Source organism: Saccharopolyspora phatthalungensis (genome assembly GCF_014203395.1).
Taxonomy (GTDB): domain Bacteria; phylum Actinomycetota; class Actinomycetes; order Mycobacteriales; family Pseudonocardiaceae; genus Saccharopolyspora; species Saccharopolyspora phatthalungensis.
Genome location: NZ_JACHIW010000002.1, coordinates 1827575 through 1850065 on the forward strand (window position 1 = coordinate 1827575; position 22491 = coordinate 1850065).

At 68.7% G+C, this 22491-nt stretch carries 17 protein-coding genes; 8 read left to right on the forward strand and 9 right to left on the reverse strand.

What is annotated here, in order from left to right:
* Positions 1-5: 5 nt before the first annotated feature.
* The 8 genes from BJ970_RS34215 to BJ970_RS34250 are packed head-to-tail and all read right to left on the reverse strand — an operon-like array spanning position 6 to position 9620.
* Entirely contained in the window at positions 6-656 is a 651-nt protein-coding gene (locus BJ970_RS34215) for a dTMP kinase (protein ID WP_184731927.1), read from the reverse strand.
* 32 nt (positions 657-688) lie between these two features.
* A complete protein-coding gene (locus BJ970_RS34220; RefSeq protein WP_184731928.1) occupies positions 689-1345 on the reverse strand; it encodes a maleylpyruvate isomerase N-terminal domain-containing protein in 657 nt (218 codons plus the stop codon).
* Positions 1346-1374: 29 nt separating this feature from the next.
* Positions 1375-2514, reverse strand: a complete 1140-nt coding sequence (locus tag BJ970_RS34225; protein ID WP_184731929.1) for a nucleotidyltransferase domain-containing protein — start codon at positions 2512-2514, stop codon at positions 1375-1377.
* Between the two features lie 17 nt (positions 2515-2531).
* Entirely contained in the window at positions 2532-4241 is a 1710-nt protein-coding gene (locus tag BJ970_RS34230; protein WP_184731930.1) for an amino acid adenylation domain-containing protein, read from the reverse strand.
* 28 nt (positions 4242-4269) lie between these two features.
* Positions 4270-5241: a 2,3-diaminopropionate biosynthesis protein SbnA gene (gene sbnA, locus BJ970_RS34235; RefSeq protein WP_184731931.1), complete on the reverse strand. Its 972-nt coding sequence runs from the start codon at positions 5239-5241 to the stop codon at positions 4270-4272.
* A gap of 32 nt (positions 5242-5273) precedes the next feature.
* Positions 5274-6134, reverse strand: coding sequence for an isocitrate lyase/phosphoenolpyruvate mutase family protein (locus tag BJ970_RS34240; protein WP_184731932.1), 861 nt, complete (start codon positions 6132-6134; stop codon positions 5274-5276).
* Between the two features lie 49 nt (positions 6135-6183).
* Positions 6184-8481 (reverse strand): FAD/NAD(P)-binding protein, encoded by a 2298-nt coding sequence (locus tag BJ970_RS34245; RefSeq protein ID WP_184731933.1) that lies wholly within the window; start codon positions 8479-8481, stop codon positions 6184-6186.
* Positions 8478-9620, reverse strand: coding sequence for a pyridoxal-phosphate-dependent aminotransferase family protein (locus BJ970_RS34250; RefSeq protein WP_184731935.1), 1143 nt, complete (start codon positions 9618-9620; stop codon positions 8478-8480). Before BJ970_RS34250 ends, BJ970_RS34245 begins: the two co-directional genes overlap by 4 nt.
* 806 nt (positions 9621-10426) lie before the next feature.
* Between BJ970_RS34250 and phzG the strand changes: the two genes are divergently transcribed.
* The 8 genes from phzG (at position 10427) to BJ970_RS34290 (ending at position 18202) form a co-directional block, all read left to right on the forward strand.
* The gene (gene phzG / locus BJ970_RS34255) at positions 10427-11107 is read left to right on the forward strand and encodes a phenazine biosynthesis FMN-dependent oxidase PhzG (protein WP_312864602.1); all 681 of its coding nucleotides are present in this window, start codon (positions 10427-10429) and stop codon (positions 11105-11107) included.
* A gap of 100 nt (positions 11108-11207) precedes the next feature.
* Positions 11208-12209, forward strand: a complete 1002-nt coding sequence (locus BJ970_RS34260; RefSeq protein ID WP_221468387.1) for a hydroxyacid dehydrogenase — start codon at positions 11208-11210, stop codon at positions 12207-12209.
* A gap of 3 nt (positions 12210-12212) precedes the next feature.
* Positions 12213-13292: a zinc-dependent alcohol dehydrogenase gene (locus BJ970_RS34265; RefSeq protein ID WP_184731937.1), complete on the forward strand. Its 1080-nt coding sequence runs from the start codon at positions 12213-12215 to the stop codon at positions 13290-13292.
* Positions 13289-14386 (forward strand): N-acetyl-gamma-glutamyl-phosphate reductase, encoded by a 1098-nt coding sequence (gene argC / locus BJ970_RS34270; protein ID WP_184731940.1) that lies wholly within the window; start codon positions 13289-13291, stop codon positions 14384-14386. Before BJ970_RS34265 ends, argC begins: the two co-directional genes overlap by 4 nt.
* A complete protein-coding gene (pgk, locus tag BJ970_RS34275; protein WP_184731942.1) occupies positions 14376-15584 on the forward strand; it encodes a phosphoglycerate kinase in 1209 nt (402 codons plus the stop codon). The genes argC and pgk overlap by 11 nt, the downstream gene beginning before the upstream one ends.
* Positions 15581-16699: an iron-containing alcohol dehydrogenase gene (locus BJ970_RS34280; protein WP_184731944.1), complete on the forward strand. Its 1119-nt coding sequence runs from the start codon at positions 15581-15583 to the stop codon at positions 16697-16699. Before pgk ends, BJ970_RS34280 begins: the two co-directional genes overlap by 4 nt.
* Before the next feature lie 16 nt (positions 16700-16715).
* The gene (locus BJ970_RS34285) at positions 16716-17975 is read left to right on the forward strand and encodes an MFS transporter (RefSeq protein ID WP_184731946.1); all 1260 of its coding nucleotides are present in this window, start codon (positions 16716-16718) and stop codon (positions 17973-17975) included.
* Positions 17976-17986: 11 nt separating this feature from the next.
* Complete coding sequence (locus BJ970_RS34290; protein WP_184731948.1) at positions 17987-18202, forward strand: MbtH family protein; 216 nt, start codon at positions 17987-17989, stop codon at positions 18200-18202.
* Between the two features lie 15 nt (positions 18203-18217).
* Here BJ970_RS34290 and BJ970_RS34295 read toward each other — a convergent pair whose 3' ends face one another.
* Positions 18218-22249: a WXG100-like domain-containing protein gene (locus tag BJ970_RS34295; protein WP_184731950.1), complete on the reverse strand. Its 4032-nt coding sequence runs from the start codon at positions 22247-22249 to the stop codon at positions 18218-18220.
* Positions 22250-22491: the final 242 nt, after the last annotated feature.

Here is a 22491-nt window from a genome sequence, read left to right on the forward strand (position 1 = left end):
TGCCTTCAGCCGGCCGACACGCTGTGTTCGTCTAATGCGGACTCCGCCCGGCGCACGAGGTCGTCGAGCACCTCGGGCACCGGACGATGCGGGTCGACGACGATCCACCCGTCGCGTTCGGCCCACGAGTCCAGCTCGGCGCGGATCTTCCGTTGGTGGCTGAGGAAAGTGTGTTCACCGCAGTTCGGGTCCATCCCGCACTCGTAGGGCACGACGTCGCCGTCCCGCTTGCGCTCCCACGCCGCCTCCGGATCCACCCGCAGGTAGAGCACGACGTCCGAGCTCGGCAGTCCGGCGGTGATCGCCTCCACCCAGGGCCGGTCGAGGCCGTAGACGATCTCGCTGGCGGCGTGCTTCATCCAGTAGCCGTCCAGCAGGGTCGCCGACCCGGAAGGGTTGCGCTTGCCCAGCACCGCCATGCTGATCGACCACATGAGGAACAGGAAGCGCGACTCGGTGGGCATCTCGGCGACGCACAGCCGCGTGTCCGGGACATCCGGGCGCATGAAGCGCGTCGCCGGATAAGCGGGGTTGTCCACGATGTCCCATCGATCGATCCGCTCGATCGGCCGCCCCAGCTCGGTCAACCGTCGCGCGAGCAACCGCGTCAGCGTCGACTTACCCGCACCGTCGGCTCCGACCACCGAAATCAGCATGTGTTCTCCGTTCGTCGTTGCGCCGGTACCGCTTAGCCCCACGCGGGCAGCGGTGGCATGCCGGCGCCGGTCTGCGCGCGGCCCACCAGCCATGCGAGTACGGCGTGATCGGGTATCCCGGGCGGTGCCGCCACGCCGGGTGCGCGTTCGGGGAGCCGGGAGAGCTCCTGTGGGAGGAAGAACTCGACGAATTCCGCCGACCAGTCGCCGCTGTGGTAGCCGAGATCGAGGTCCACGCGGTGGATCTCGATCTCCCGCCAGCGCGAGACGAGCGCCTTGGTCGCCGGGAACTCCCCCGAACTGCCGATGCGTTCCGCCCAGTGCAGCGGTGTCGTCGAGCGCAGCACCCGACCGCACCGCTCGCCGGCGCCGCGCAGGTCCGCGATCAGCTCGGCGGCCGACCGGGACGCACCCCGTTCGATCTCGGCGGCCCGGCCCGCCGCCCCGCCGACGTACTGTGGCGCCAGCTCACCGCGTTGCGCTCCTTCGACCATCCGCGAGGTGGCGTCGGCGTGCCGGGCGAGGTGGGTCAGCACGTGCCCCCTGCTCCAACCGGGAAGCCGGGACGCTGCCGCGGCCTCGGAGTCGGTCAGCTCGGCGACGGATTCGTCGAGCGCGGCCTGCGCCTTTTCGATTCGAGCGATGAAGACCGCGGCCTCGGCCGGTTCGGGCCAGCTGGCAGCACCCACGTACCTTCTCCTTCTTCCTCGGTGGCGGGTCAGTCGTGCAGGACGGCCGACTCGCCGGCTTCGTGTCGGCGCTCGACGGCGAACAAACGCTGCGGGAACCCGACCTCCCATCGGGTCGGTTTCCCGTCCAGCAGGCCGAACTCGTCGAGGTACCCGAGATCGTGCGGCCTGATCTCGTCGAGCGCCGGGACCGCCTCAGGGTAGAGCCGGCCGGTGAAGTGCAGAGAGTAGAAGGCGATCTTCTCCGCCCCGTAGCCGGCCACCAGCGCGAAGAACCGCTGCCAGTCGGCGGCCGAGTAGGACGCGCAAGTCAGCGCGATGTCGAGGAACTTGCTCAGCTGGATGTCCATGCCGTCCTTGATGAACAGCACGCCCGTGGCTTCCTTGTAGAGGTGGGCGCACAGGTCCAGCAGGTGGTCCTCCGGGCTGAGCGCCCACGCGTCGTCCCCGCAGATCGGCAGTTTCCTGGCCCGCCGCAGCAGGTCCGCGGTCGGGGCGGTGACACCGGACTTCGGCTGGAAGATGTGGTGGCACAGGTCGACGTTGAAGACCGGGATGTCCGGCCGGTTGCCCGGCTTGACGTAGGGCAGCTGGTTGCTGAGATTGGTGCGCCAGAAGATCTGGGTCTGGCGGCTGAACGGCTCGACCCGGTCCCCGTCAACGGCGATCTTGCCCTGCGCATAGCCGATCCGCGCGAGCACCTCGTGCGCGGCGGGCGCGTCGGAGCGCTCGATGAGGATGTCGAGGTCGTTGATCCGGCGGGCGCCGACATCGTGGTAGGCGTGCTCGGCCACCACGAACCCCTTGCGCACGGCGAAACGCAGGCCCGCGGCGTCGAGCGCGCGGAACACCTTGCGGCACTCGTCGGCGAGCGCAAGGTTGCGCTGGCGGTTGGCCAGGTAGGTGTAGGAGTACAGCCACGGATAGGGGATGCCCTGCGCGCCGTCGTGGGTGTACCCGCGGTCGAGGTGGTGCCCGGCGATGTGCTTGCCCACCAAGGGAAGGATCTTGTGGCGGCCAGCGGCGTCGACGAACGCCGCCCAGTCGATTTCGTCGCGGTCGATCAGGTCGCGGCAGAACGCCACCGCGTCGTCGTCCGGCCGGTCCGTCGCCAGCCGCAGCAGCATGTCGGCATAGGCGGGCAACGCGCTTGGCACCTCGGTTGACACTGTCGCTCCTTTCGTGTTCATGGCCGGCCCGATCCGCCCGATGCGAGCGCCTTGTGATCGACCTTCCCGTTGTCAGTCATCGGAATCTCGGCAAGCCGCCGCCAGCGCCACGGCACCATCGCCGGCGGGAGGAGTTCCGCGACGAAACGCTCCAGCTCCTCGTCGGTGACCGCGTCGTCTCCGGGCACGTAATGCGCCACGACGCGAACGGCGCCCCCATCGCGGAAAGTCGTCACGGCGCAGTGCACCACCGCTGGATGCCGCTTGAGCACCGCCTCGACCTCGTCCAGCTCGATGCGCACCCCGGCGACCTTCACCTGCCGGTCAACCCTGCCGAGGTAGTGCACGACCCCGTCGCGGAACAGCGCGAGATCCCCGGTCCGGTACAGCCGTCCGGTCACCGAGGCCGGATCGAACACGTCCCGGAAGAACGCCGCACGGGTGGCATCGGGGTCGTTGACGTAGCCGCGGCCCACGCACACGCCACCCACGAACAACTCCCCCACCTCACCAGGTTCCGCGGCCCGCCACGACGTGCCGGCCGACACCAGCAGGTAGAGCACGGCGTTGGCGATGGGCGCGCCGACCGGCAATCGAGAACTGTCCAGATCAGACGGCGTGATCACGTGATGGGTGATGTCATCCGAGCACTCCGTCGGCCCGTAGGCGTTGAGCAGCCCGACGTGGCCAAGGGTGTCGAGGACCCGCCCCGCCACCGGGGGATGCAGCTCCTCACCCGTGGAGATGCACCAGCGCAGCTCGGGCAGCTCGGCTGCGCGGCGACGCACCTCGGCGATGAGCCAGTCCACCACGGTCGGCACCAGCTCGACGACGGTGACGCATTCACGTCGCATGGCGCTCAGCAACCGCCGTGGGAACGCCATTTCGGCGTCCCCGAGCACCACCGTGGTCGCACCAAGCACCAAGCCCGTGAGCATCTGCCACACCGAGATGTCGAACACCAGCGGCGCGGTGAAAGCGATGACGTCATCCGGGGACAGGCCGAGGTCGAGCACCTTGGCCTGGATGTGGTTGAGCATGCCGCGCTGTTCGACGACCGCGCCCTTGGGAATTCCCGTGGTGCCCGAGGTGAAGATGACGTAGCGGGGTTCCTCGCCCGGCACGCTTCGCCCCACCAACTCCCCCACCAACTCCCGGCCCACGATTTCGCCGCCAGGTGCGGGCGGCTCGTGCGTGGTCGCGGGCACGGTGAGCATGGGAACACCCACCTGCGCGGCGGCTTTCTGCTCCGCTCCCGGCTCGGCCAGGTAGCTCACCAACATCGCGGCGCGGCTGCGCCGCAACACCGTCGCCGAACGCGCTTGCGGCCAGCTCGGGTCGACCGGAACGTAGACCGCGCCGATGCTCTCCAGCGCGAGGAAGATCGCCGCGGTATCCGCGCCACGCCGACCGGCTGCGGCGATGACGTCGCCCGGCTGACACCCCTCGGCCAGCAAGAGCCCGCGGATCTGCGCGATCCGCGACACGAGCTCTCGGTAGGTGTGCCGGGCGGCACCGTCGACGACGGCGACCTTGTCCGGGTTCTGCTCGGCGTGGGCGACAACCTGCCGGATCACGGACGCCGTGGGGGCGAACACATGCGGTCGGCGCAGCGACCGGCCGATCGCCGACCGGGCCTCGGCGGCACTGATCTCCAGCGGCTCCGGACTTTCCGGGGTATCCGGGCTTTCCGGGGTATCCGGGCTTTCCGGGGTGGGTGCGGTCATGTCGGGCTCCATGTAGGGATTCTCGTCGCTACGCGTTCGCGAGGTGTTCCAGCACGTCGGCACCGAAGTGCGCGCTCACCCAGGCATCGTCGTAGATCGTGTCGACGTAGCGTTCACCGAGATCCGGTGCGATCGCCACGGCGGTCAGCTGCCCATCCGGATCGTGCGTGTCCAACCACTCCAGCGCGCCGCCGAGGACCGTTCCGGTGGAACCGCCGAAGAGCAGGCCCCTGGCGGCGAGTTCCCGGCAGCGGCGGATGGTGTCGACTTCGGCGACGTGCACGACATCGGCGGCCACCGACGGGTCCAGCAGCGGCGGCCGCACGCTGGTCCCCAGCCCGGGGATCAGCCGCCGGGCCGGGGGTTGCCCGAAGGTCACCGAGCCCACCGCGTCCACGGCGACGACCCGGACCCGGTCGCCGTTGTCGCGGAAGTAGCGGGCGCAGCCGGTCAACGTCCCCCCGGTCCCCACGCCGACGAACAGCAGGTCCAGGTCCGGGAACTGCTTGGCGATCTCGGCGGCCGTCGACTCGTAGTGCGCGATCCAGTTGGCCGGATTCGCGTACTGGTCCAGCCAGACGTAGCGCGGGTCCTCGGCACACCTGCGGCGGACGTACTCCAGCCTGCTGTGCAGGAAACCCCGTTCCTCGTCGGCCTCGGAGACCACCACGACCTCCGCGCCCACCGCCCGCAGCAGGCGCAGCGTCGTGGGATTGCACCTCGGGTCGGTGACGCAGACGAACCGGATTCCCTTGCCCGCGGCGATGATCGCCAGCGCGAGACCCAGGTTCCCCGAGGAGGACTCGATGAGGATCTTGTCCGGCCCCAGGCGTCCCTCCGCCTCGGCCGCCGCGACCAGCCCGGCGGCGGTACGCATCTTGACCGAACCGGCGAAGTTGAACCCCTCGCACTTGAGGTACAGCGGACGCCCCAGCGCGGCACGCAGGTCCACGTACACGCCGGAGTCAAGCAGCTCGTGTGGCGCCGAGATGACCGGCACGGCTCAGCTCCCCTTCCGTCCCCGGGCCATTCTCAGGCTTCCAACTTCTGCCAGTCCGCCAGCCGTTGCAGCGAGAACACGTCGGAAACCGAGGCGATGCTGCCCTCCAGCGCCGTCGAGTTCCCCGTCTCGTAGATGGAGCGGAAGGTGTGACGCAGCGACGACACGGTGGCCCGCAGGCCCTGGTTGGCGTAGATGACCACGGACACCCCGGCCTGGGCGGCGTCGTCGACGTGCCAGTCCGGGTAGGTCGTCGGCACCACGACGACCGGACGACGCCGGTCCCACTGCTCCAGGAACTCCAGCACCTGGTCCTTGGTCTTGGCCTTGGAGTGGATCAGCACCGCGTCCGCGCCCGCATCGACGTAGGCATGGCACCGGGCCAGGGCCTCTTGCACCGGCAGGCCGGCGATCAGCGCCTCGGTGCGGGCGATGACGAAGAAGTCCGCATCGGACTGCGCGTTCTTCGCCGTCTCGATCTTGTGCGCGAAGGCCGGTGCCGGCAGCAACTGCTGTTCGGCTTCGGCGAAGCTGTTCATCTTCGGGAAGATCTTGTCTTCCAGGCAGACGGCGGTGATCCCGGCTCGCTCGTACTCGTGCACCATGTGCGCGACGTTGAGCGAGTTGCCGTATCCGGTGTCGCAGTCGGCCACGACCGGCACGCTCAGCGCTTTCTGCATCGCCGCGGCGGCTTCGAGGTACTCGGTCATCGTCAGCAGGCTCGCGTCGGGCAGGCAGCGCGCCGCCGACACCTCGAAACTCGACGACCACACCGCCTGAAAACCCGATTCCTGCGCGAGCACCGCACCAAGCGCGTCGTGCGCCCCCGCAGCACGGAGGATGTCCCCGCGCTCCAGGACCGTGCGGAAGGAGGGATACCTTTGCTTCTGCATGGCTCTCTTTCCGATGGGCTCGATTCCGGTAGGAAACGAACGCACCTGATCAGTTCGGCTGTACCACGGCACCGGAGGCGAAGCGTCGTTCGACATCGCCCCAGAACTCCCTGACCCAGCACAGGACGTCCTGCATGACGTGGTGGTTTTGGTTCGGGCGCAGCGCCCCGAGCTGGAAGAACATGACCCCTTCGCTGGGCGGGCCGAGGAAGGTCAGGCGCCGGTCGACGGTGCCGTCGGCGCGGACGGGGTGGAACTCGGCGGTCAGGTCCAGGCCGCCGGGCTCGAAACCCCCGCCGGCCGGGCCCGGGTTGCGCCACTTGCGGACGAGACCCCGCCGCAGCAGCTGCGAATAGATCGGTGCCACGTCCGCCTCGGGGTCGAACGGGTGCACCCTGGCGTCGACGAGGACGTCGACCTCCCGCCGCACCCCGGTCCGCGGTCCCCGCACCACGAACCGGCCGGTCTCCTCGTCGCCGTGCGCCTCGGCCCCCGGGCCGGTGGAGACGTCCACGATCCCGTGATCGACGAGGGCCAGGATCTTCTCCATCACCTCCAGTGCGGCACCGTTGGCGAGGCGATTGTGGTGGCGCATGTAGGTGTCCAGGAACCGCTGGTGCGAGGCCGCGTTCAGCCCGCCGAAGTCCACGGCGTGACCGAGGACCGGGCGCAGGTCCCGCCACACCCCGTCGGCGGCGGCCTTGGCCGGGTTGGTGAGGTTGTCCTGCGCCGCCCAGAGGTGGTCGGTGGTCATGAAGTCGATCACGGCGGCGCGGTAGTCCGCCGGGCTGGTGGCCGCCTCCGCCGGAATCGGCTCGATCGACCGCTGCCACGAGAACCGGTTGTCCGCCAAGCAATGTGCGTGCCGCCAGGGCGACTCCAGCTCGCCCAGCAGCGCCACCAGCTTGTCCGGCTGGTCCAGAACGGACCGCACGCGTTCCACCGCGTCCGGTCCGAACACGACCGAGACGTAGCGTTGCACCGCTGCCCGCACCGGCCAGGCCTGCGCGACCTCGGCGTCCTCGACGCGCACTGTGCCGCCGAAGATCCCGTCGATGACCGCCACCGCCTCGTCGATCGCGGATTCCAGCGGAGCCAGCAGCGCCGAGCGCGCCTCGTCCGCCGCGAGATCTCCGCCCCCGGTTGTCAGGAACGCCTCATGAGCGGGTGCGACCCGCGCGGCGAGGTGACGCCCGAACTCCGGGCCAAGCAGCGTGGTGTAGTACAGGTGCGCCATCTCCAGCACCACGAGCGGGAACACGTGCCGCTCGAAGTCCAGCTGCCGCTGCTCCAGCGAACCGATGCGCACCGCGACCCCGGCGGACTTCCGGAGTTCGTCGATGGCGTTCTCGGTGAGGAAAACCCCTACATGCTCCAGTTCGGCGAGGTTGCGCTCCTTGGCGTTGTACGGCCGGGCGAAGGTGAACAGCCCCGCGCCGCTGCAAGCAAGGATGGACTTCGGTTCCGCCCCGGAGGGGAGGTAGCGGGTCCGCCCGTCGGCTTCGCGCTCGAACGTCCCGCCGCGTCCCTCGGTGAGGTGCAGGATCACGTCGATGGCGGTCAGGCCCATCCCGATGCAGGCGACCGTGCGTTCGGGCGTGGCCACCGCCCGGTCGAGGCAGCTCTCCAGCGGGTACGCCGACGGCGCGAAGACGACTTCGTGATTCCGGGCGAACTCCGCCCACCGAGCGCGCAGCGGGAAGTGGTCCGGTTTGTTGGTCGAGTGTCCGGTGACCATGAGCACGTGGTCGGCCAGCAAGGTGCCATCCGTGCCCGAGGAGGCCGTCACGACCCGCAGGCCGCCAGCTTCCTCGACGAGGTCTACCACCTCCTCGTCGTGCAGGAAAACCGCTACCGAAGGGTGCCGGCGCAGGATCCCCAGATAGCGCTCGAACATGCTGCTCAGCGCGAGACCGTGCACGTAGCGCTTGGGCCAGTCCGCCGGCGCGAGGTCGAATACCGGGTCGTTGGTCTCGGCGTAGCGCTGCCGGCACCACTCGTGCAGGGTCGGCCGCTGGTCGGCGGGCAGCAGCGGGCCGGCGCCCACCACGCTCTCGTCGGCGGCGAAGGCGACCTGGCCGACGATGCGGTTGAGGAAGCTCGTCACCGGCTGTCGTGCACTGTGGACCTCGCCGGCCCCGAACTGCCCGGACCGGTCGAAGATGTGGATTTCCAGGGCGATGTCGTGATCGGCGGCCATCACCGTCGCGGCGAGCCGTTCCATCGTGTAGGTACAACTCGGCCCGCCGCCCACGACGGCCAAGCGCACTGGTTCCCGATTTCCAGGCACGGCAGAGTCCTCTGTGGTTGGTGCGGTGTCCTCCGTGGTCGGTTCGGTACTCGTCATACCGACGCTCCCGCCCCGTCGAGAACCCGGTCGAACGCGGCGAAGAACTCGGCGATGTGCTGCTCGTCGAGCTGTCCCATGTTCGCCACCCGGAACACCGCGCCGAGCCGCTTCTGCACGCCGTAGATGACGAAACCCGCCGCCTTGAGCCCGTCGTGCAGTTCCTCATAGGTGATGCCGTCGGGGACGTGCAGGTGGGTCACGGAATTGGCGCGCTGGTCCGCCGGCAGCAGAAACCGCAGTCCCCGCTGGGTAAAACCGGCCCTGACCTGCTCGGCCAGCCGTCCGTAGCGCGCGGCGCGGGCGCTCACGCCCTCCCGAAGCGCGATGTCGAGCGCGGCGTCGAAGGCGTACAGCACTTGCATGGCCGGGGTGAACAGCGGCGCCTTGTCCTTGTCCTGCGCCACGTAATGACCGTGCAGGTCGAGATAGAAGGTCCGCGGTGGTACGTCGGCGAGCGCGTCGAGGGCGGCACGCGGTGCGCACACGAAACTGATGCCCGGCAGCCCTTCCAGGCACTTGTTCGCCGTCCCGACGCACCAGTCGACGTTGTCCAGCCGCATGTCGAAGTCCTCGGACCCGACGCTGCTGATCGCGTCGACGACCAGCGAACGCCCGTGCTTGGCGACGACGGCACCGATCTCGCGCAGCGGATTGAGCATGCCCGTGCTGGTCTCGTGGTGCACCATCCCGACGTGAGTGATGGCCGGGTCGGCGGTGAGCGCGGCGTCGACGGCGTCCACGTCGATCGGCGTGGTCCAGCCGAACTCCAGCCTCATGCCGGCGATTCCGTGGGCGGCGACGATGCGGTGGATCCGCTCCCCGTAGTTTCCGTTGTCCAGCACCAGAATCTTGCCGTCCGGCGCGACGATCGAGGACAGCGCCGCCTCCAGCGCAGCGGTGCCGGAACCGGACAGCAGGACGCTGGTGTGGGCGTCATCCCCACCGCAGACAAGCGTGGCCTTCTCCCGCGCCCGGGTCAGCAGCTCGATCGACTCGGGCTCGCGGTGGCACACGTCCGGATAGGCCAGGGCGTCGCGCACCTGGGAATGCACGTTCACCGGCCCGGGATTAAGAAGGACGGCCTTCTCGGGAGGCGCGACGGCCCGCGGCGGGCTGGTCTGCGTAGACGCAATCATGACCTTCCTGTTTCCGTCATCGGGAATGCACCGGGCGCGGCGGCCCGGCCATTCGGCATGGACGCATGATCGTGCGAGGAGGCACGCAACCGCCCGGGACGATTCCGGGCGCAATGGCACGAAGGCATCGGCCGGCCGTTTCCGAAAAAAGCGTCCGGGTTACCGATCCCTTGGCGCAGAAAAAACAATCAGGAGTAGCACCGCCGTCCCCCGAGGAGGCGGATCACCCATGATTCCCCATCACATGGACAGTCAGCTCCCCAGCTTCAGCCGATACATAAAGAGATCCCCCAGCCTCGTCGAAAACGATCAAGCGGGAATTGACTAACGACGCGGTAGGCCGATCAACACGATCGTAACACAACATGAACTCTCAGCAACCAGCAAATTTCAGCCAACCGGCCCAACTTGGTCCGATCCGGTTACCGATCAGCCCCTTGAGCTGCGATCTCGACATATTCACCCGTTTAGCGCAAGAAGCCCGGCCGGCCCCATCCCGCTGCGACACAAGGAGTAATCGGCTGGAATATTCGGAGCAGTGCGAAACGGCCCTTAAACAAGTACGGGTCAAGTACGGGTAAGGCCGGCTCCAACTAAAGTCGAGTGCCACGCCAATGTGCCGAATCGCGGCGGACAAAAGGAGCACATCGGTTTGAACGACCACCGCGGCCCAATTCCCTTCCCTACTACCGGGAGATTCGCGCCACGCCGCGCCACGCGCCGCGCGAAACCTGCTGCGAAACGCCGTTCGTGCGGTAGCATCGCCGCCGGACGACATCACCTACGGCCGCACTGGGGAAAACAAAGTGGACTCGACTACCTCGGGCTCGGTCCGGAAAGCCGAACTGCCTTCGCGGCAGGCCGCCACCCTGACCGGCGACGAGAGCCTGCACCTTCCCGAATTCGACGCTCCGCCGCGCAATCCGGTCGAACTCCTGCACCGCTGGCTGGACATCGCGACGGAGAAGGGGGTGCGCGAACCGCGCGCCGTCGTCCTGGCCACCGCGAACGAACTGGGCCGCCCGTCCAGCCGAGTGGTGCTGCTCAAGGAGATCACCGACGACGGCGAATTGGTGTTCACCACGCACGTGAACAGCAGGAAGGGCCGCGACCTCGCCGCGACTCCCTGGGCGTCGGTGAACTTCTACTGGCGCGAAACGCTCCAGCAGATCAACGTGTCCGGCCCGGTCGAACCGCTCCCGGCGGCCCGCTCGGACGAGCTGTTCGCCGAACGCCCGGTGGCGGCGCAGGCCACCACGGCGGTGTCCGCGCAGAGCACCACGCTCTCCGACGAGCAGGAGATGGCCGACCGGGCGCAGCGCCTCATCGACGCCGGCGACCCGTTGCCGAGGCCCACGGGCTGGGGCGGGTACCTCCTGCGGCCCGATGCCATCGAGTTCTGGCACGGCCGGGCCAACCGCTTGCACCGCAGGCTGGAGTACACCCGCGACGGCGCCGCCTGGGCCCACCGGCGCCTCCAGCCATAACCGGTACGAACCGGGTATTTCCGCATCCCCGGTGACGCCGCATGCGACGTCACCCTACTCCGTCGTGGCCGAATATCGGCCCGTGGCAAGGAGATCGGCCATGAGTCAAACCCCCGTGCGCCAAACCGACGGTCCCGGCGACCGCACGACCGGGCGACCACCGGCTCGAGTCCTGCTCGTGGACCCGATCCACGACGACGCCATCGCGCGCATGCGGCGCACCTGGGACGTGGTCGTGCGACTGCGCCCCTCCGCCGACGAACTCCTCCGGCTCGTCAGCGACATCGACGTCATCGTCGTGCGCAGCGGCGTGCGGCTGCCCGCCACCGTGTTCGAGCACGCGCCGAACCTGAAGGTGGTGGCGCGCGCGGGTTCCGGCACCGACAACATCGATCTCGACGCGGCCCGCCGCGCCGGAGTGGTGGTGTTCAACGTCCCCGGCCAGTCGGCCACCGCCGTCGCCGAGCTGACCGTCGGACTCCTGCTCGCGGTCACGCGCAAGATCGCGCTCGCCGACCGCCAAGTCCGCGCGAACGTCTGGAACAAGCCAGCGCTCGAAGGCGTCGAGCTCACCGGCAAGACGCTGGGAATCGTCGGCTTCGGCGCCATCGGCTCCCGGATCGCCCGAATCGCGGGCGGTTTCTCCCAGCGCGTGCTGACCGCGGTCGACCGCGTCATCGAGAGCCGCCGCGACGATCTCGCAGCCCGCGGCGCGGAACTGGTCGACCTCGGCACGTTGCTCGCCGAGTCGGACTTCGTCTGCGTGGCGGTGCCGCTCAACGACCGCACCCGCGGCCTGATCGGCGCGGCCGAGTTGCGCGCCATGAAGCGCTCGGCGTACCTGGTGAACATCTCCCGCGGCGCGGTCATCGACGAATCAGCCCTGCACACCGCCCTGCGGGACGGCGTGATCGCGGGAGCCGCGCTCGACGTGCACTCCAAGGAAGGCCAGCACAGCGGCCTGGCCGAACTGGACAATGTGGTGCTGACCCCGCACATCGGCGCGATGTCCGCCGACGCGCAGCGCGTCATCGGTGACGTGGTCGTCGACTCCGTCACCGCCGCGCTGGACGGCCGCGCCGTGGCCAACCGGGTGTGCTGAGGCATGACCGGGACGACCGTGCGCCGCACGACAGCGGCCGTGCTCACCGCCACCGGCACCGTCGAGTGCCGCACCATCGAACTGCCCGCGCCCCGGCCGCACGAACTGCTCGTCCGGGTGCTGGCCACCGGCATCTGCGGCTCGGATCTGGCCACCTACCGCGGATTCCACCCCTACAAGAAAGCACCGGTCGTGCTCGGCCACGAGCTGTGTGCGGTGGTCGAGGAGGTGGGCGAGCAGGTCACCCGGTTCCGCCCCGGTGACAAGGTGTGCTCGGCCGCGTTCTCGCACTGCGGAAGGTGCGCCGACTGCGCGCGCGGTGCCACGAACCTGTGCCGCCACAAGGACAATCTCTGCCACCTGGGCTGGGAAGGCTCCTTCGCCGAGCACCTGATCCTGCGGGAGAACATGACTTTCGCGCTGAACCCGGCGATCAGCGCCGAGGCAGGAGCCCTCGTCGAACCGCTGTCGATCGGGCTGCATGCCGCGGCGCTCGCCCACCACGCCGGGATGGGGGACGTGGCGGTGCTCGGTTCGGGCACCATCGGGTTGGCCTGCGCGATCGCGGCCCGGCAACGAGGGGCAGACCGGATCGTCTGCGTCGACATCGGCCCGCGCAAGGCGGAACTGGCAACCGCCGTGCGCGCCGACGGCTACGTCGACGCGAGTACCGCGGACGTCGCCGACGGCGTGCGTGCCTGGTTCCCGAGCCGCGCCGACGTGACCTTCGTGGCCTCCGGCCATCCCGGTGTTCTCAACGACGCCACCCGGATCACCCGGCCCGGCGGACAGGTGGTCGTGGTCAGCTACTTCGACGGGCCCCACGAAGTGGAGCTGAACTCGATGGTTTCCGGCGAGCTCACGCTGCGGTTCTCCGCGCTGTCGACGCCCGGCGACTTCGCCGAGGTAATCGACTGGCTCGCGACCGGAACCGTCGACCCCGTACCCCTGGTCACGCACCGCTTCCCGCTCGCCGAGACCGCGACGGCGCTGCGCATGATGGACTACGGCAGGGGCGAGGTGGGCAAGGTCTTGCTCATCGCGGCACCAGATCAACAACGGCACGGCAGGGAGGACGCATGAGCCGGCACGACCTGAAGGCGTTGCGGGTTGGCGTGGTGGGCGGAACCGGCTACACCGGCGGTGAGCTCTGCCGGCTGCTACTCGGCCACCCTGCCGTGGGGACCATCCTGCCCACCGCACGCGGCGCCGGCTCGTTCGCCACGACGCACCCCAATCTCCTCGGCAGCGGCCTGGAGTTCGTTACCGTCGACGAGCTGACCGAACAGGCCGGGGAGCTCGACGTGGTGTTCTTCTGCACGCCCTCTGGGCAAGCCATGCGGGCAGCGGGCCGCTTCCTCGAACTCGGTGCGCACGTCGTCGACCTCAGCGCCGACTTCCGGTTTCCCAGCCCGGACGACTACGAGGCGGTCTACGGCAAGCGGCACGCCAGTCCCGAGCTCCTCGCCGAAGCGGTGTACGGGGTCACCGAGCTCAACCGCGAACGGATCAGGAAGTCCCGGCTCGTCGCCAATCCCGGCTGCTACGCGATCACCGCGATCCTCGGACTCGCACCGCTACTGGCGCACGGGTTCGTCGACGCGGGCGCGCCCTTGTCGATACACGCCGTCAACGGCACCTCCGGCGCGGGCGTGACACCGAAGAAAGCCCTGATGCACGCGGAAGTCAGCAACGCGATGCTCGCCTACAGCCTCGAGGGGCACCGCCACGGGCCCGAACTGGAGACGTTCTTCCGCGCACTGACCGGAGAACCGGTCGAGGTCGACTTCAACACCAGCCACGGCAACTTCGCCCGCGGCATCCACCTCCAGGCGAACCTGCGGCTGACCCGCGAGCACGGCCGCGACGAACTCCTCGGGCTCTACCACGACTTCTACGGTGCCGGGCACCAAAAGGAGCATTTCGTCCTCGTCGTCGACCTCCCCAAACTGGGCGAACTGAACGAGAAGCGCTACGAGATCTACCCCAACCTCCGCGGCGTCGTCGGTTCCAACTTCTGCCACATCGGGCTCGACCACGACGCCCGGCGCGGGATCACCAAGATAGTCGCGGTGACCGACAACCTCATCAAGGGAGCCGCGGGATCGGCGATCCAGAACATGAACGTGGCGCTCGGCCTGGACGAAACCCTCGGACTGCGCAGCTATGCGCTCTGAACATCACGGCGTCGCGACAGCGGTACCGCGGCTGCGCGATCGCCCGATCCGCGAAGGCGAACGGTGGATCTACTCGGCGGGGTTCAATGTGGACAGATCGCTGTCTAGCACCGCGCGCATCGACACCGAACTCGGCGACATCGGCCGCATCATGGATTCGGGCGGTCGCGTGGCGATCCTCTCCCACCAGGGCAGTCACCGCGACGGTACCGCGGTCGACCTCGACTTCGTCGCCGAGTACCTGTCGGATCGGCTCGACAGGACCGTGGCATACGTGCCGGAAAACGACACTTCGGCGGCCGAGGCTCGGGCCCGCGCCCTGCGCCCCGGTACGGCGGCAGTGTTCGGCAACACCCGCGAACATCACGGCGAGCAGCGCAACGATCCCACGCTGGCGCGGCGCTTCGCCGCGCTCGGCGATTTCGTCGCCGTGGGCGGTTTCTCCAAAGCCCACCGCGCGCACGCCTCCAATGTCGGCATCCTCCAGCACCGCCCCGGCTACCTGGCGGATAGTGTGCTCACCGAGCTGGAGCTGCTGGCGCCGTGGGCCGGCCGCGCCGACCGGTACTCCGTGGCTGTGCTCGGCGGCGTCAAGCCCGAGAAGACCGTGATCGGCCTGGACGCGATGACCGGCACCTACGACGTCGTGATCCCCGGCGGGGCCGTGCTCAACTCGGTGCTGCGCGCACTGGGCCACGACATCGGATCTTCCGAGCTGGGCGAGTCGCCCGACCGCTGCCTGCGGTTGGCCACCACGGTTCTCGGCCGACACGATCGCGCTGAGGTGCACATCCCGTCGGAGGTCGTCATGGCCAGGATCGGCGAGAACGGCTTCCACGACGCCAGGACGGTGGCGATCAGCGACGGAATCCCCAGCGGTTGGGCGATCGTCGATTTCGTACCGATGCCGTGGATGCGCGAGCGACTCGGCACGCTGGCGGCCCGCGGGGGCCGGGCGCTGGTCGCCGGTACCCCGTGCCGGTTCTCGGACGGATTCCGCACCAGCGCCACTGCCGTACTCGACGCGTTCGGCGCACCCGCCGTGCAAGCACTGCTCCTCGGCGGCGACACGGTTGCCGAATTGCCTTGGCAGGGACCGGTTTCCACCGGTGGCGGGTCAGCCCTGCACTACCTCGCGCACGGGACGGTACCCGTCCTCGATGCGCTCACCCCGACGAATAGGGAACTCGCGCTGTGATCATCGAACTGCACAACCCGACCGTCGTCGTCTTCGGCAGGGGCAAGCTCGCCGACCTCGGCGAGCGGACCAAGTCGTTGGGCGGGCACGCGCTCCTGGTGTGCGGTCGGAGCGCGATGCGCCGCCACGGTGTGCTGGATGCCGCCACGGCAGCGCTGGAAGCCAGTGGCGTGGCCGTCACGGTGTACGACGGCGTCTCCCCCGATCCCCTGGCCAGCGAGGTCGACGCGGCGGCCGACCTGGCGCGGCGGTCGGGCTGCGACGTCGTGGTGGGGCTCGGCGGTGGCAGCGCGATCGATGCGGCGAAGGCCACCGCCATCGGGCTCCGCGAAGGGCCGATCGGGCCGCTGGTGGGCACGACATTGCCCGCCGTCCCGGACGCGGTGCCCGTGGTGGCGGTGCCGACGACGGCGGGCAGCGGTGCCGAGGTGACCAAGGGCGCCATCATCACCGACGACGAGCGGAACCTGAAGTCTGGCATCCGCGGCGACCGGCTGTTCCCAGCGATCGCGGTCATCGACCCGGATCTCCTGCTGACCATGCCCGAAACGGTCGCGGTGGACGCGGGTTTCGACGCGTTGGCGCACTCGGTCGAGGGGTACGTGGCGCGGCGGGCCAATCCGGTGACCCGGCTGCTCGCCGAGCAGGCACTGGAGATCCTCGGCACGCGACTGCCCCGCGCCGCCGCGGGAGACCGGGAACCCGGGCTGCTCGATGACATCGCGCTCGCCGCGCTGCTCGGCGGGATCAACGTCGCCAACGCGAGCACGTGCCTGCCCCACCGCCTCCAGCAGGCAATGGGCTCGGTGCCCGGAGTCCGCGTGTCGCACGGACGCGGGCTGGCGATCGTCTACCCGGCCTGGTTACGCCGCGCCCAGCCGCATGCCGAGGTCCGCTTCGCCACCATCGGCCGCCTGCTCGGCCACGACGACGCCGTCACCGCGATCGGCAAGATGCTCGAAACCATCGGTGCCGGGGGCACGTTGCGCACAAACGGGTTCGCCCACGAGCACATCGACCAGCTCGTCGGCGGAATCACCGGGAACATCGGCAACGACCCGATTCCGGACATCGACCTGGCGCTGATCCGCGAGATCTACGAAGACTCCCACTGACCCGGAAGTTCCTGAGATGTCACTGCTCAAACACCCCGAGTTCCGCCGGTTGTGGACCGGGCAGACCGCGAGCATGTTCGGCACCTACGTCAGCCGGGTCGCCATGCCGTTGGTCGCCGCGACAGCGCTGGCCGCCACGCCGTTCCAGCTGGGGCTGCTCTACGCGGCACAGACGGTGGCGTTCCTGGTCATCGGGCTGCCCGCAGGTGTGTGGGTGGACCGGTTGCCCGCCCGCCCGGTGCTGGTGCTGTCCGACACCGCCCGCGCGCTGCTGCTGTGCAGCGTCCCGCTCGCCTGGTGGTTCGGTTGGCTGACCATGACCCAGTTGCTGGTCGTCACGCTGCTCGGCGGCGTGGCAGCGGTGTTCTACGACGTCGCCTACCAGTCGTACCTGCCGACCCTGGTGGGCAAGGAACACCTGCTGGAGGGCAACGCGAAACTCGAAAGCAGCCGCTCGGTCTCGCAGGTGGCAGGCCCCGCCGTCGGCGGTGGGCTAGCGGATCTGATCGGTGCTTCCAACGCCGTCGGCTTCCAGGCCCTGTGCTATGCGACGTCGGCTGCGTCGATCTTCCGCATCAGCGCACAGCAACGGCCGCAGCACCAACGCGAGCGCAAGCCGATGCTACCCGAGATCGCCGCTGGGCTTCGCTACGTCCTCGGTGACCCGCTGATCCGTGCGATCACCGGCTCCTCGGCCACTTTCAACTTCAGCTACGCCGTGGCGACCCCGCTGCTCATCGTCCTGCTGGTCGACGAGGCCCGGTTGCCCCAGTGGATGGTCGGCGCGCTCATGGCCTTCGGCGGGATCGGCGGCCTCGTCGGGGCGATGACGACCCAGCTGGTGTCGCGGCGGTTCGGACCCGCGCGGATGCTCTGGCTGCCTTTCCTGGTCTGCATGCCCGCCGCGCTGCTGGTGCCGCTGACCCAGGCCGGTTGGGGCGTGCTGCTGTTCGCGCTGCCGTGGTTCGTCGTCAACTACGGCCTGATCGTCTACAGCGTGGCCCAGATGAGCTTCCGGCAGAGCATCTGCCCGGATGAGATGATGTCGCGGCTGAACGCCACGGTGCGTTTCTTCATCTGGGGAATCATCCCGCTGGGCGGCGTCATCGGTGGTGCGCTCGGCGAGTGGATCGACGTCCGTGCCGCCCTGGCCCTCGCGGGCGCGGGGATGGTGCTTTCGGCGGTCTGGGTCCTGTTGTCTCCCCTGCGCTCCATGCGGGAGCTACCCACGTCCAAGGAATCCCGCGCTCCCGCAACGCAACACGACAACGACTGAGGAGGAACGCCGTGCCGACCAACCCGTTCGAGAGTCCCGACGGCCAGTATCTGGTGCTGGTCAACGACGAAGGCCAGCACTCCCTGTGGCCGTCCCAGATCGAGGTGCCGCAGGGATGGACCATCGCCCAGCCGGCGGACAGCCGGCAGCACAGCCTCGACTACGTGCACCGGCACTGGACGGACCTGCGTCCCCAGAGCCTGGTCGACCCGACGCGCGCGACGTAATCCCCGAAGCGACGCTTACCCCCGCGACCGGCCCGACGCTTCGCACGTTTCCTGCTGCCGCGCCGCCAAATTCACGCCATCCTCAGACCGGATATCCCCAAGCCGCGCCGCGCCCCACGTTTGGCTCTTCCCGAACTTCTTCGCCAATGCCACACCGGTGTAGGGCTCACCCGCGTCGCGAGCGCGACGCGCCTCCGCCCGGGCCCGCTCCCGTTCCTGCTCGTCCAATTCCTCCCGGCTCGCACCAGGCTCATTGCGGATCTCGGCAAGCCGCGACCGGCCCCACCCTTCGCTCTTCCCGAACTTCTTCCCCAGTTCCACGCCCGTGTAGGGCTCACCCGCGTCACGAGCGCGACGCGCCTCCGCCCGCGCCTGCTCCCGCAGCTGGTCACCTACTGGATCCCGGCCCGTACCACCCGCATCCCGGATATCCGCAAGCCGCTGCCGCCCCCACCCTTCGCTCTTCCCGAACAGCTCCCCCAACGTCGCGCCGTTGTAGGGCTCACCCGCATCACGCGCACGCCGCGCCTCCACCCGCGCTTGCTCCCGCAGCTGCTCCTCACGCATCGCTTCCTGCCGCCGCACCGCCAAATTCACACCCTCCTCAGACCGGATCTCCGCAAGCCGCGCCGCGCCCCACGTTTGGCTCTTCCCGAACCTCTTCGCCAATGCCACACCGGTGTAAGGCTCACCCGCGTCGCGAGCGCGACGCGCCTCCACCCGGGCCCGCTCCCGTTCCTGCTCGTCCAATTCCTCCCGGCTCGCACCAGGCTCATTCCGGATCTCCGCAAGCCGCGACCGACCCCACCCTTCGCTCTTCCCGAACTTCTTCGCCAATGCCACACCGGTGTAAGGCTCACCCGCGTCGCGAGCGCGACGCGCCTCCACCCGGGCCCGCTCCCGTTCCTGCTCGTCCAATTCCTCCCGGCTCGCACCAGGCTCATTGCGGATCTCGGCAAGCCGCGACCGGCCCCACCCTTCGCTCTTCCCGAACTTCTTCCCCAGTTCCACGCCCGTGTAGGGCTCACCCGCGTCACGAGCACGCCGCGCCTCCTCCCGCGCCTGCTCCCACAACTGCTCCTCAGGGACCGCATGTTCCTCCGACCGCTCCTCACGCACCGCCTCATCCACCGGCCTGCGTGCGGCACCTTCATCGCCCGAATCATCGACACGACGTCGCTTACGGCCACCGCCTTCACCAACGAAATCCACCGAGACCGCAGCCAATCCAGCCCTCTCGGCAGCACCCCCTGCCGACTCGGCGGCGACCCGGCCGGGCCCGCCCAAGACCGCCTCAGGCACAGTCATGCCGGTAGCCGCCGTACGAGCATCCGGGGCCGCCGACACCGTCGCAGGACCAGACGGTAAGCCCGGAACCACCGCGCCGGCCGCGGCGCCCGTACCCGATGATTGATCGCCGCGGTTCAGCTGAAGCAACGCGAGTAACGCATCCTGCTCCCCTTGCCCCGAAACCTGGCGGCTCGCATCACTCAGATCGTGCTGATTTCGGATCTCGGCAAGCCGCTGCCTACCCCACGACGGGCCCCTCCCGAACTTCTTCGCCAGTGTCACGCCGTCGTAGGGTTCGCCCGCGTCACGGGCACGCCGCGCCTCCACCCGCGCCTGCGCCCGCACCTGCTCACTCAATGCGTGTATGTCCACGCCACCCTCATCCTGGATCTCCGCGAGCCGCAACCGACCCCACCTTCCGCTCTTCCCGAACTTCATCCCCAAGGCCGCGCCGCTGTAGGGCTCACCCGCGTCACGCGCACGACGCGCCTCCACCCGCGCCCGCTCCTGCTCCTCCAATGCCTCCCGGCTCGCGGCACCCGAATCCCGGATCTCCGCAAGCCGCTGCCAACCCCACCTTTCGCCCTTCCCAAACCTCTCCGCCAAGGTCGCACCGTTGTAGGGCTCACCCGCGTCATGAGCACGCCGCGCCTCCACCCGCGCCTGCTCCCGCAACTCTTCCGCGCTCTTAAGTCTTACCGCCGCGTCATCCGGACCCACAGGCGTTCGTGCGGCACCTTCATCGACCGAATCATCGACACGACGCCCCTCAAGGCCACGGTCTTCACGCTCGGCGATCCATTCACTTCTCTGACCGCTATACGCAACGTCCTCAAGCCCCACGCCCTGCCGATCTGGCCCTGCTCCGGCGCGGACAGCGAACCCCGTGCCCGGGGTACCAAGTGCGGCCGCCAATTCCTGGGAGAACCGCATGGCCGCGTCGCGGCCAAACTCGCCGGCTCTCGCCGCGACCAAAACCACCACATCATCCAGCGACACACCCGCATCGCCACGCGCCAACGCCACCACATCATGCGTGCCCTGCACTATCCGCATTGCTACCGCACGGGGCCCGCCGACCGATCGAGCCCGCTCGGCCTCCCAAGGCAGATCCGACACCGTCCACCCCGCTACACCGGTCGAAGCCGGTCGTTGCTCGGCATGGCTCTGCATCTCCGACTCGGACTCGGCCGTCTCGGTAGCTGTTGTGTCGGTAGCCGTGGAATCAGCATCGGCACCCCCCGACACCGTCTCCGCACTTTCCGTCGACCCCACAACCAGCGTTTCACCCGCAGGAACAGCAGTCGACGGGCTCACCAAAGCATCCAGCTCCTCGTACCCCTCGCTGGCCTGCTGCGGATAACTGTCCACATCAGACGATCTTCGAGTTGTGCTGGAGTCATTACCAGCAACCATGCTGTAGGCAGGCGGGGGCGTACCGGCACGGGAATCCCTTACGCTGGCTGCGCCGCCCGAACCCGACGAATCGCCGCTAACGCGGTCGTCAATCTGACGCGCGCTGTAAGGTGGCGGCGGCGCGCCCGCCCTGTCCTGCGCCCGCAGCACACCCGGGGCCGTCGTATCACCGTCATGCCACAAGAGCGCCCCGGTATCCGGTGCCTCAGACACACCGGCCTTGGCATCCCCATCCACTGCGGCACCGGTATCCGCGTCGGCGGCGGTGTCCCGGGCTCGACCCTCCGGAGTCAACTGACCCCGCAATGCCAGGCCCGCGATGTTCCCGATACCCGACCCCACCGCCTCGGACAACCCCGCGGTGAAGGAGAACGGATTCCACTGCGCCCCCAGACCACTCAGCGCCCCATACCCCGCCTCGCCGAACATCTCGGTCAGGCCCTCTTCCAGCGACTCCCCCAGCCCGTGACCGAAACGGGCCGCCCACATCGCCCGCACCGACATCCCGGTGTAATCCTCAATATTCTTCGAGACCACATCAGCGAAGCGGGCCATCGACGACAACGGATAAAACTGCGCATGCTCCTCCGCCGCATGTTTCGCGGCTGCCGTCAGCAACTCTGCATCGATCTCATCGCCCAGACCGCGCACCAGAACCTTGGTGATCGCATTACCCACCACATTGCCCAACGCCGACAGCGGCACTGCCAGCAAGGCACTGAACGAGCCCACTCCCACTGCCATGGCCGTCAGCTGGCCGTCCCACTTCTTTCGGGTCCCCAGTACGAACTGCGCCCCCTGCGCCCCCACCTCGACCATCAGCTGCAACCCGATCCCCACGACCTGGGCCACCGCCAAACGGGTGAATAACTGCCCCCACCACCGCGATAAAAGGAACCGCATCACCGCAAACCGGGCCGCTAACCACGCCATACTCGCCCCCGCCGTCAGCCCCGCCATCGACACCGCCCACGCCACCTCCGCCAACAACAGCAGCAGGCCCCCCACCGTCACGAACTTCAGATACTGCACCTGCAAGGCCAGATTCCGCACAAACATCGCCAATTCCCGCAACCCCGCACCACCGGCCTCCAGCACCGGACCAAACGCCTCCAACCGCTGCACGAACCGGTCCGCCGCCTTACCCGAAAACCCACCCCGCACCCGACCTACCACCTCCCGCACCGCCGGACCCAACACCTCCACCGTTGCCGCACCCAACTCCAACCGCTCCGCCACCGCGAACAACGCATCCTCGTCCGCATCCGTCATGTCCTCGCCGGTCAACACCTGAAAAAGCCGCCTCACCTCCTCCGGCACCAGCACCGACACACCAGCCACCCACTCAGCTCAACGTTGAACCAGCCAGAAACAACCATCACACCGTAGTATGAGCCAGCCAAGTCCCGGCACCAGACCGTGCACCCCACAGATGCGGCGACTATGCGCCGTCAGCCGTCAAGAAGCTGGAAAAAAGGCAACCTAACCCTTCCCCTTCGCCCCACCTTGACCGCAGGCCCGGGCCGAGCCTGGCTTCCGGATGGGTTGGCGTTTTCGCGCGAAATCGGCGGCCCTGGTGCGGA

Bases quoted from the DNA above. Each gene is read 5' to 3' on its own strand.
- BJ970_RS34250 (WP_184731935.1), bottom strand. From the start codon at position 9,620: ATGATTGCGTCTACGCAGACCAGCCCGCCGCGGGCCGTCGCGCCTCCC.
- BJ970_RS34240 (WP_184731932.1), bottom strand. From the start codon at position 6,134: ATGCAGAAGCAAAGGTATCCCTCCTTCCGCACGGTCCTGGAGCGCGGG.
- argC (WP_184731940.1), top strand. From the start codon at position 13,289: ATGAGCCGGCACGACCTGAAGGCGTTGCGGGTTGGCGTGGTGGGCGGA.
- BJ970_RS34230 (WP_184731930.1), bottom strand. From the start codon at position 4,241: ATGACCGCACCCACCCCGGAAAGCCCGGATACCCCGGAAAGCCCGGAT.
- BJ970_RS34215 (WP_184731927.1), bottom strand. From the start codon at position 656: ATGCTGATTTCGGTGGTCGGAGCCGACGGTGCGGGTAAGTCGACGCTG.
- BJ970_RS34285 (WP_184731946.1), top strand. From the start codon at position 16,716: ATGTCACTGCTCAAACACCCCGAGTTCCGCCGGTTGTGGACCGGGCAG.
- BJ970_RS34260 (WP_221468387.1), top strand. From the start codon at position 11,208: ATGAGTCAAACCCCCGTGCGCCAAACCGACGGTCCCGGCGACCGCACG.
- pgk (WP_184731942.1), top strand. From the start codon at position 14,376: ATGCGCTCTGAACATCACGGCGTCGCGACAGCGGTACCGCGGCTGCGC.
- BJ970_RS34245 (WP_184731933.1), bottom strand. From the start codon at position 8,481: ATGACGAGTACCGAACCGACCACGGAGGACACCGCACCAACCACAGAG.
- BJ970_RS34265 (WP_184731937.1), top strand. From the start codon at position 12,213: ATGACCGGGACGACCGTGCGCCGCACGACAGCGGCCGTGCTCACCGCC.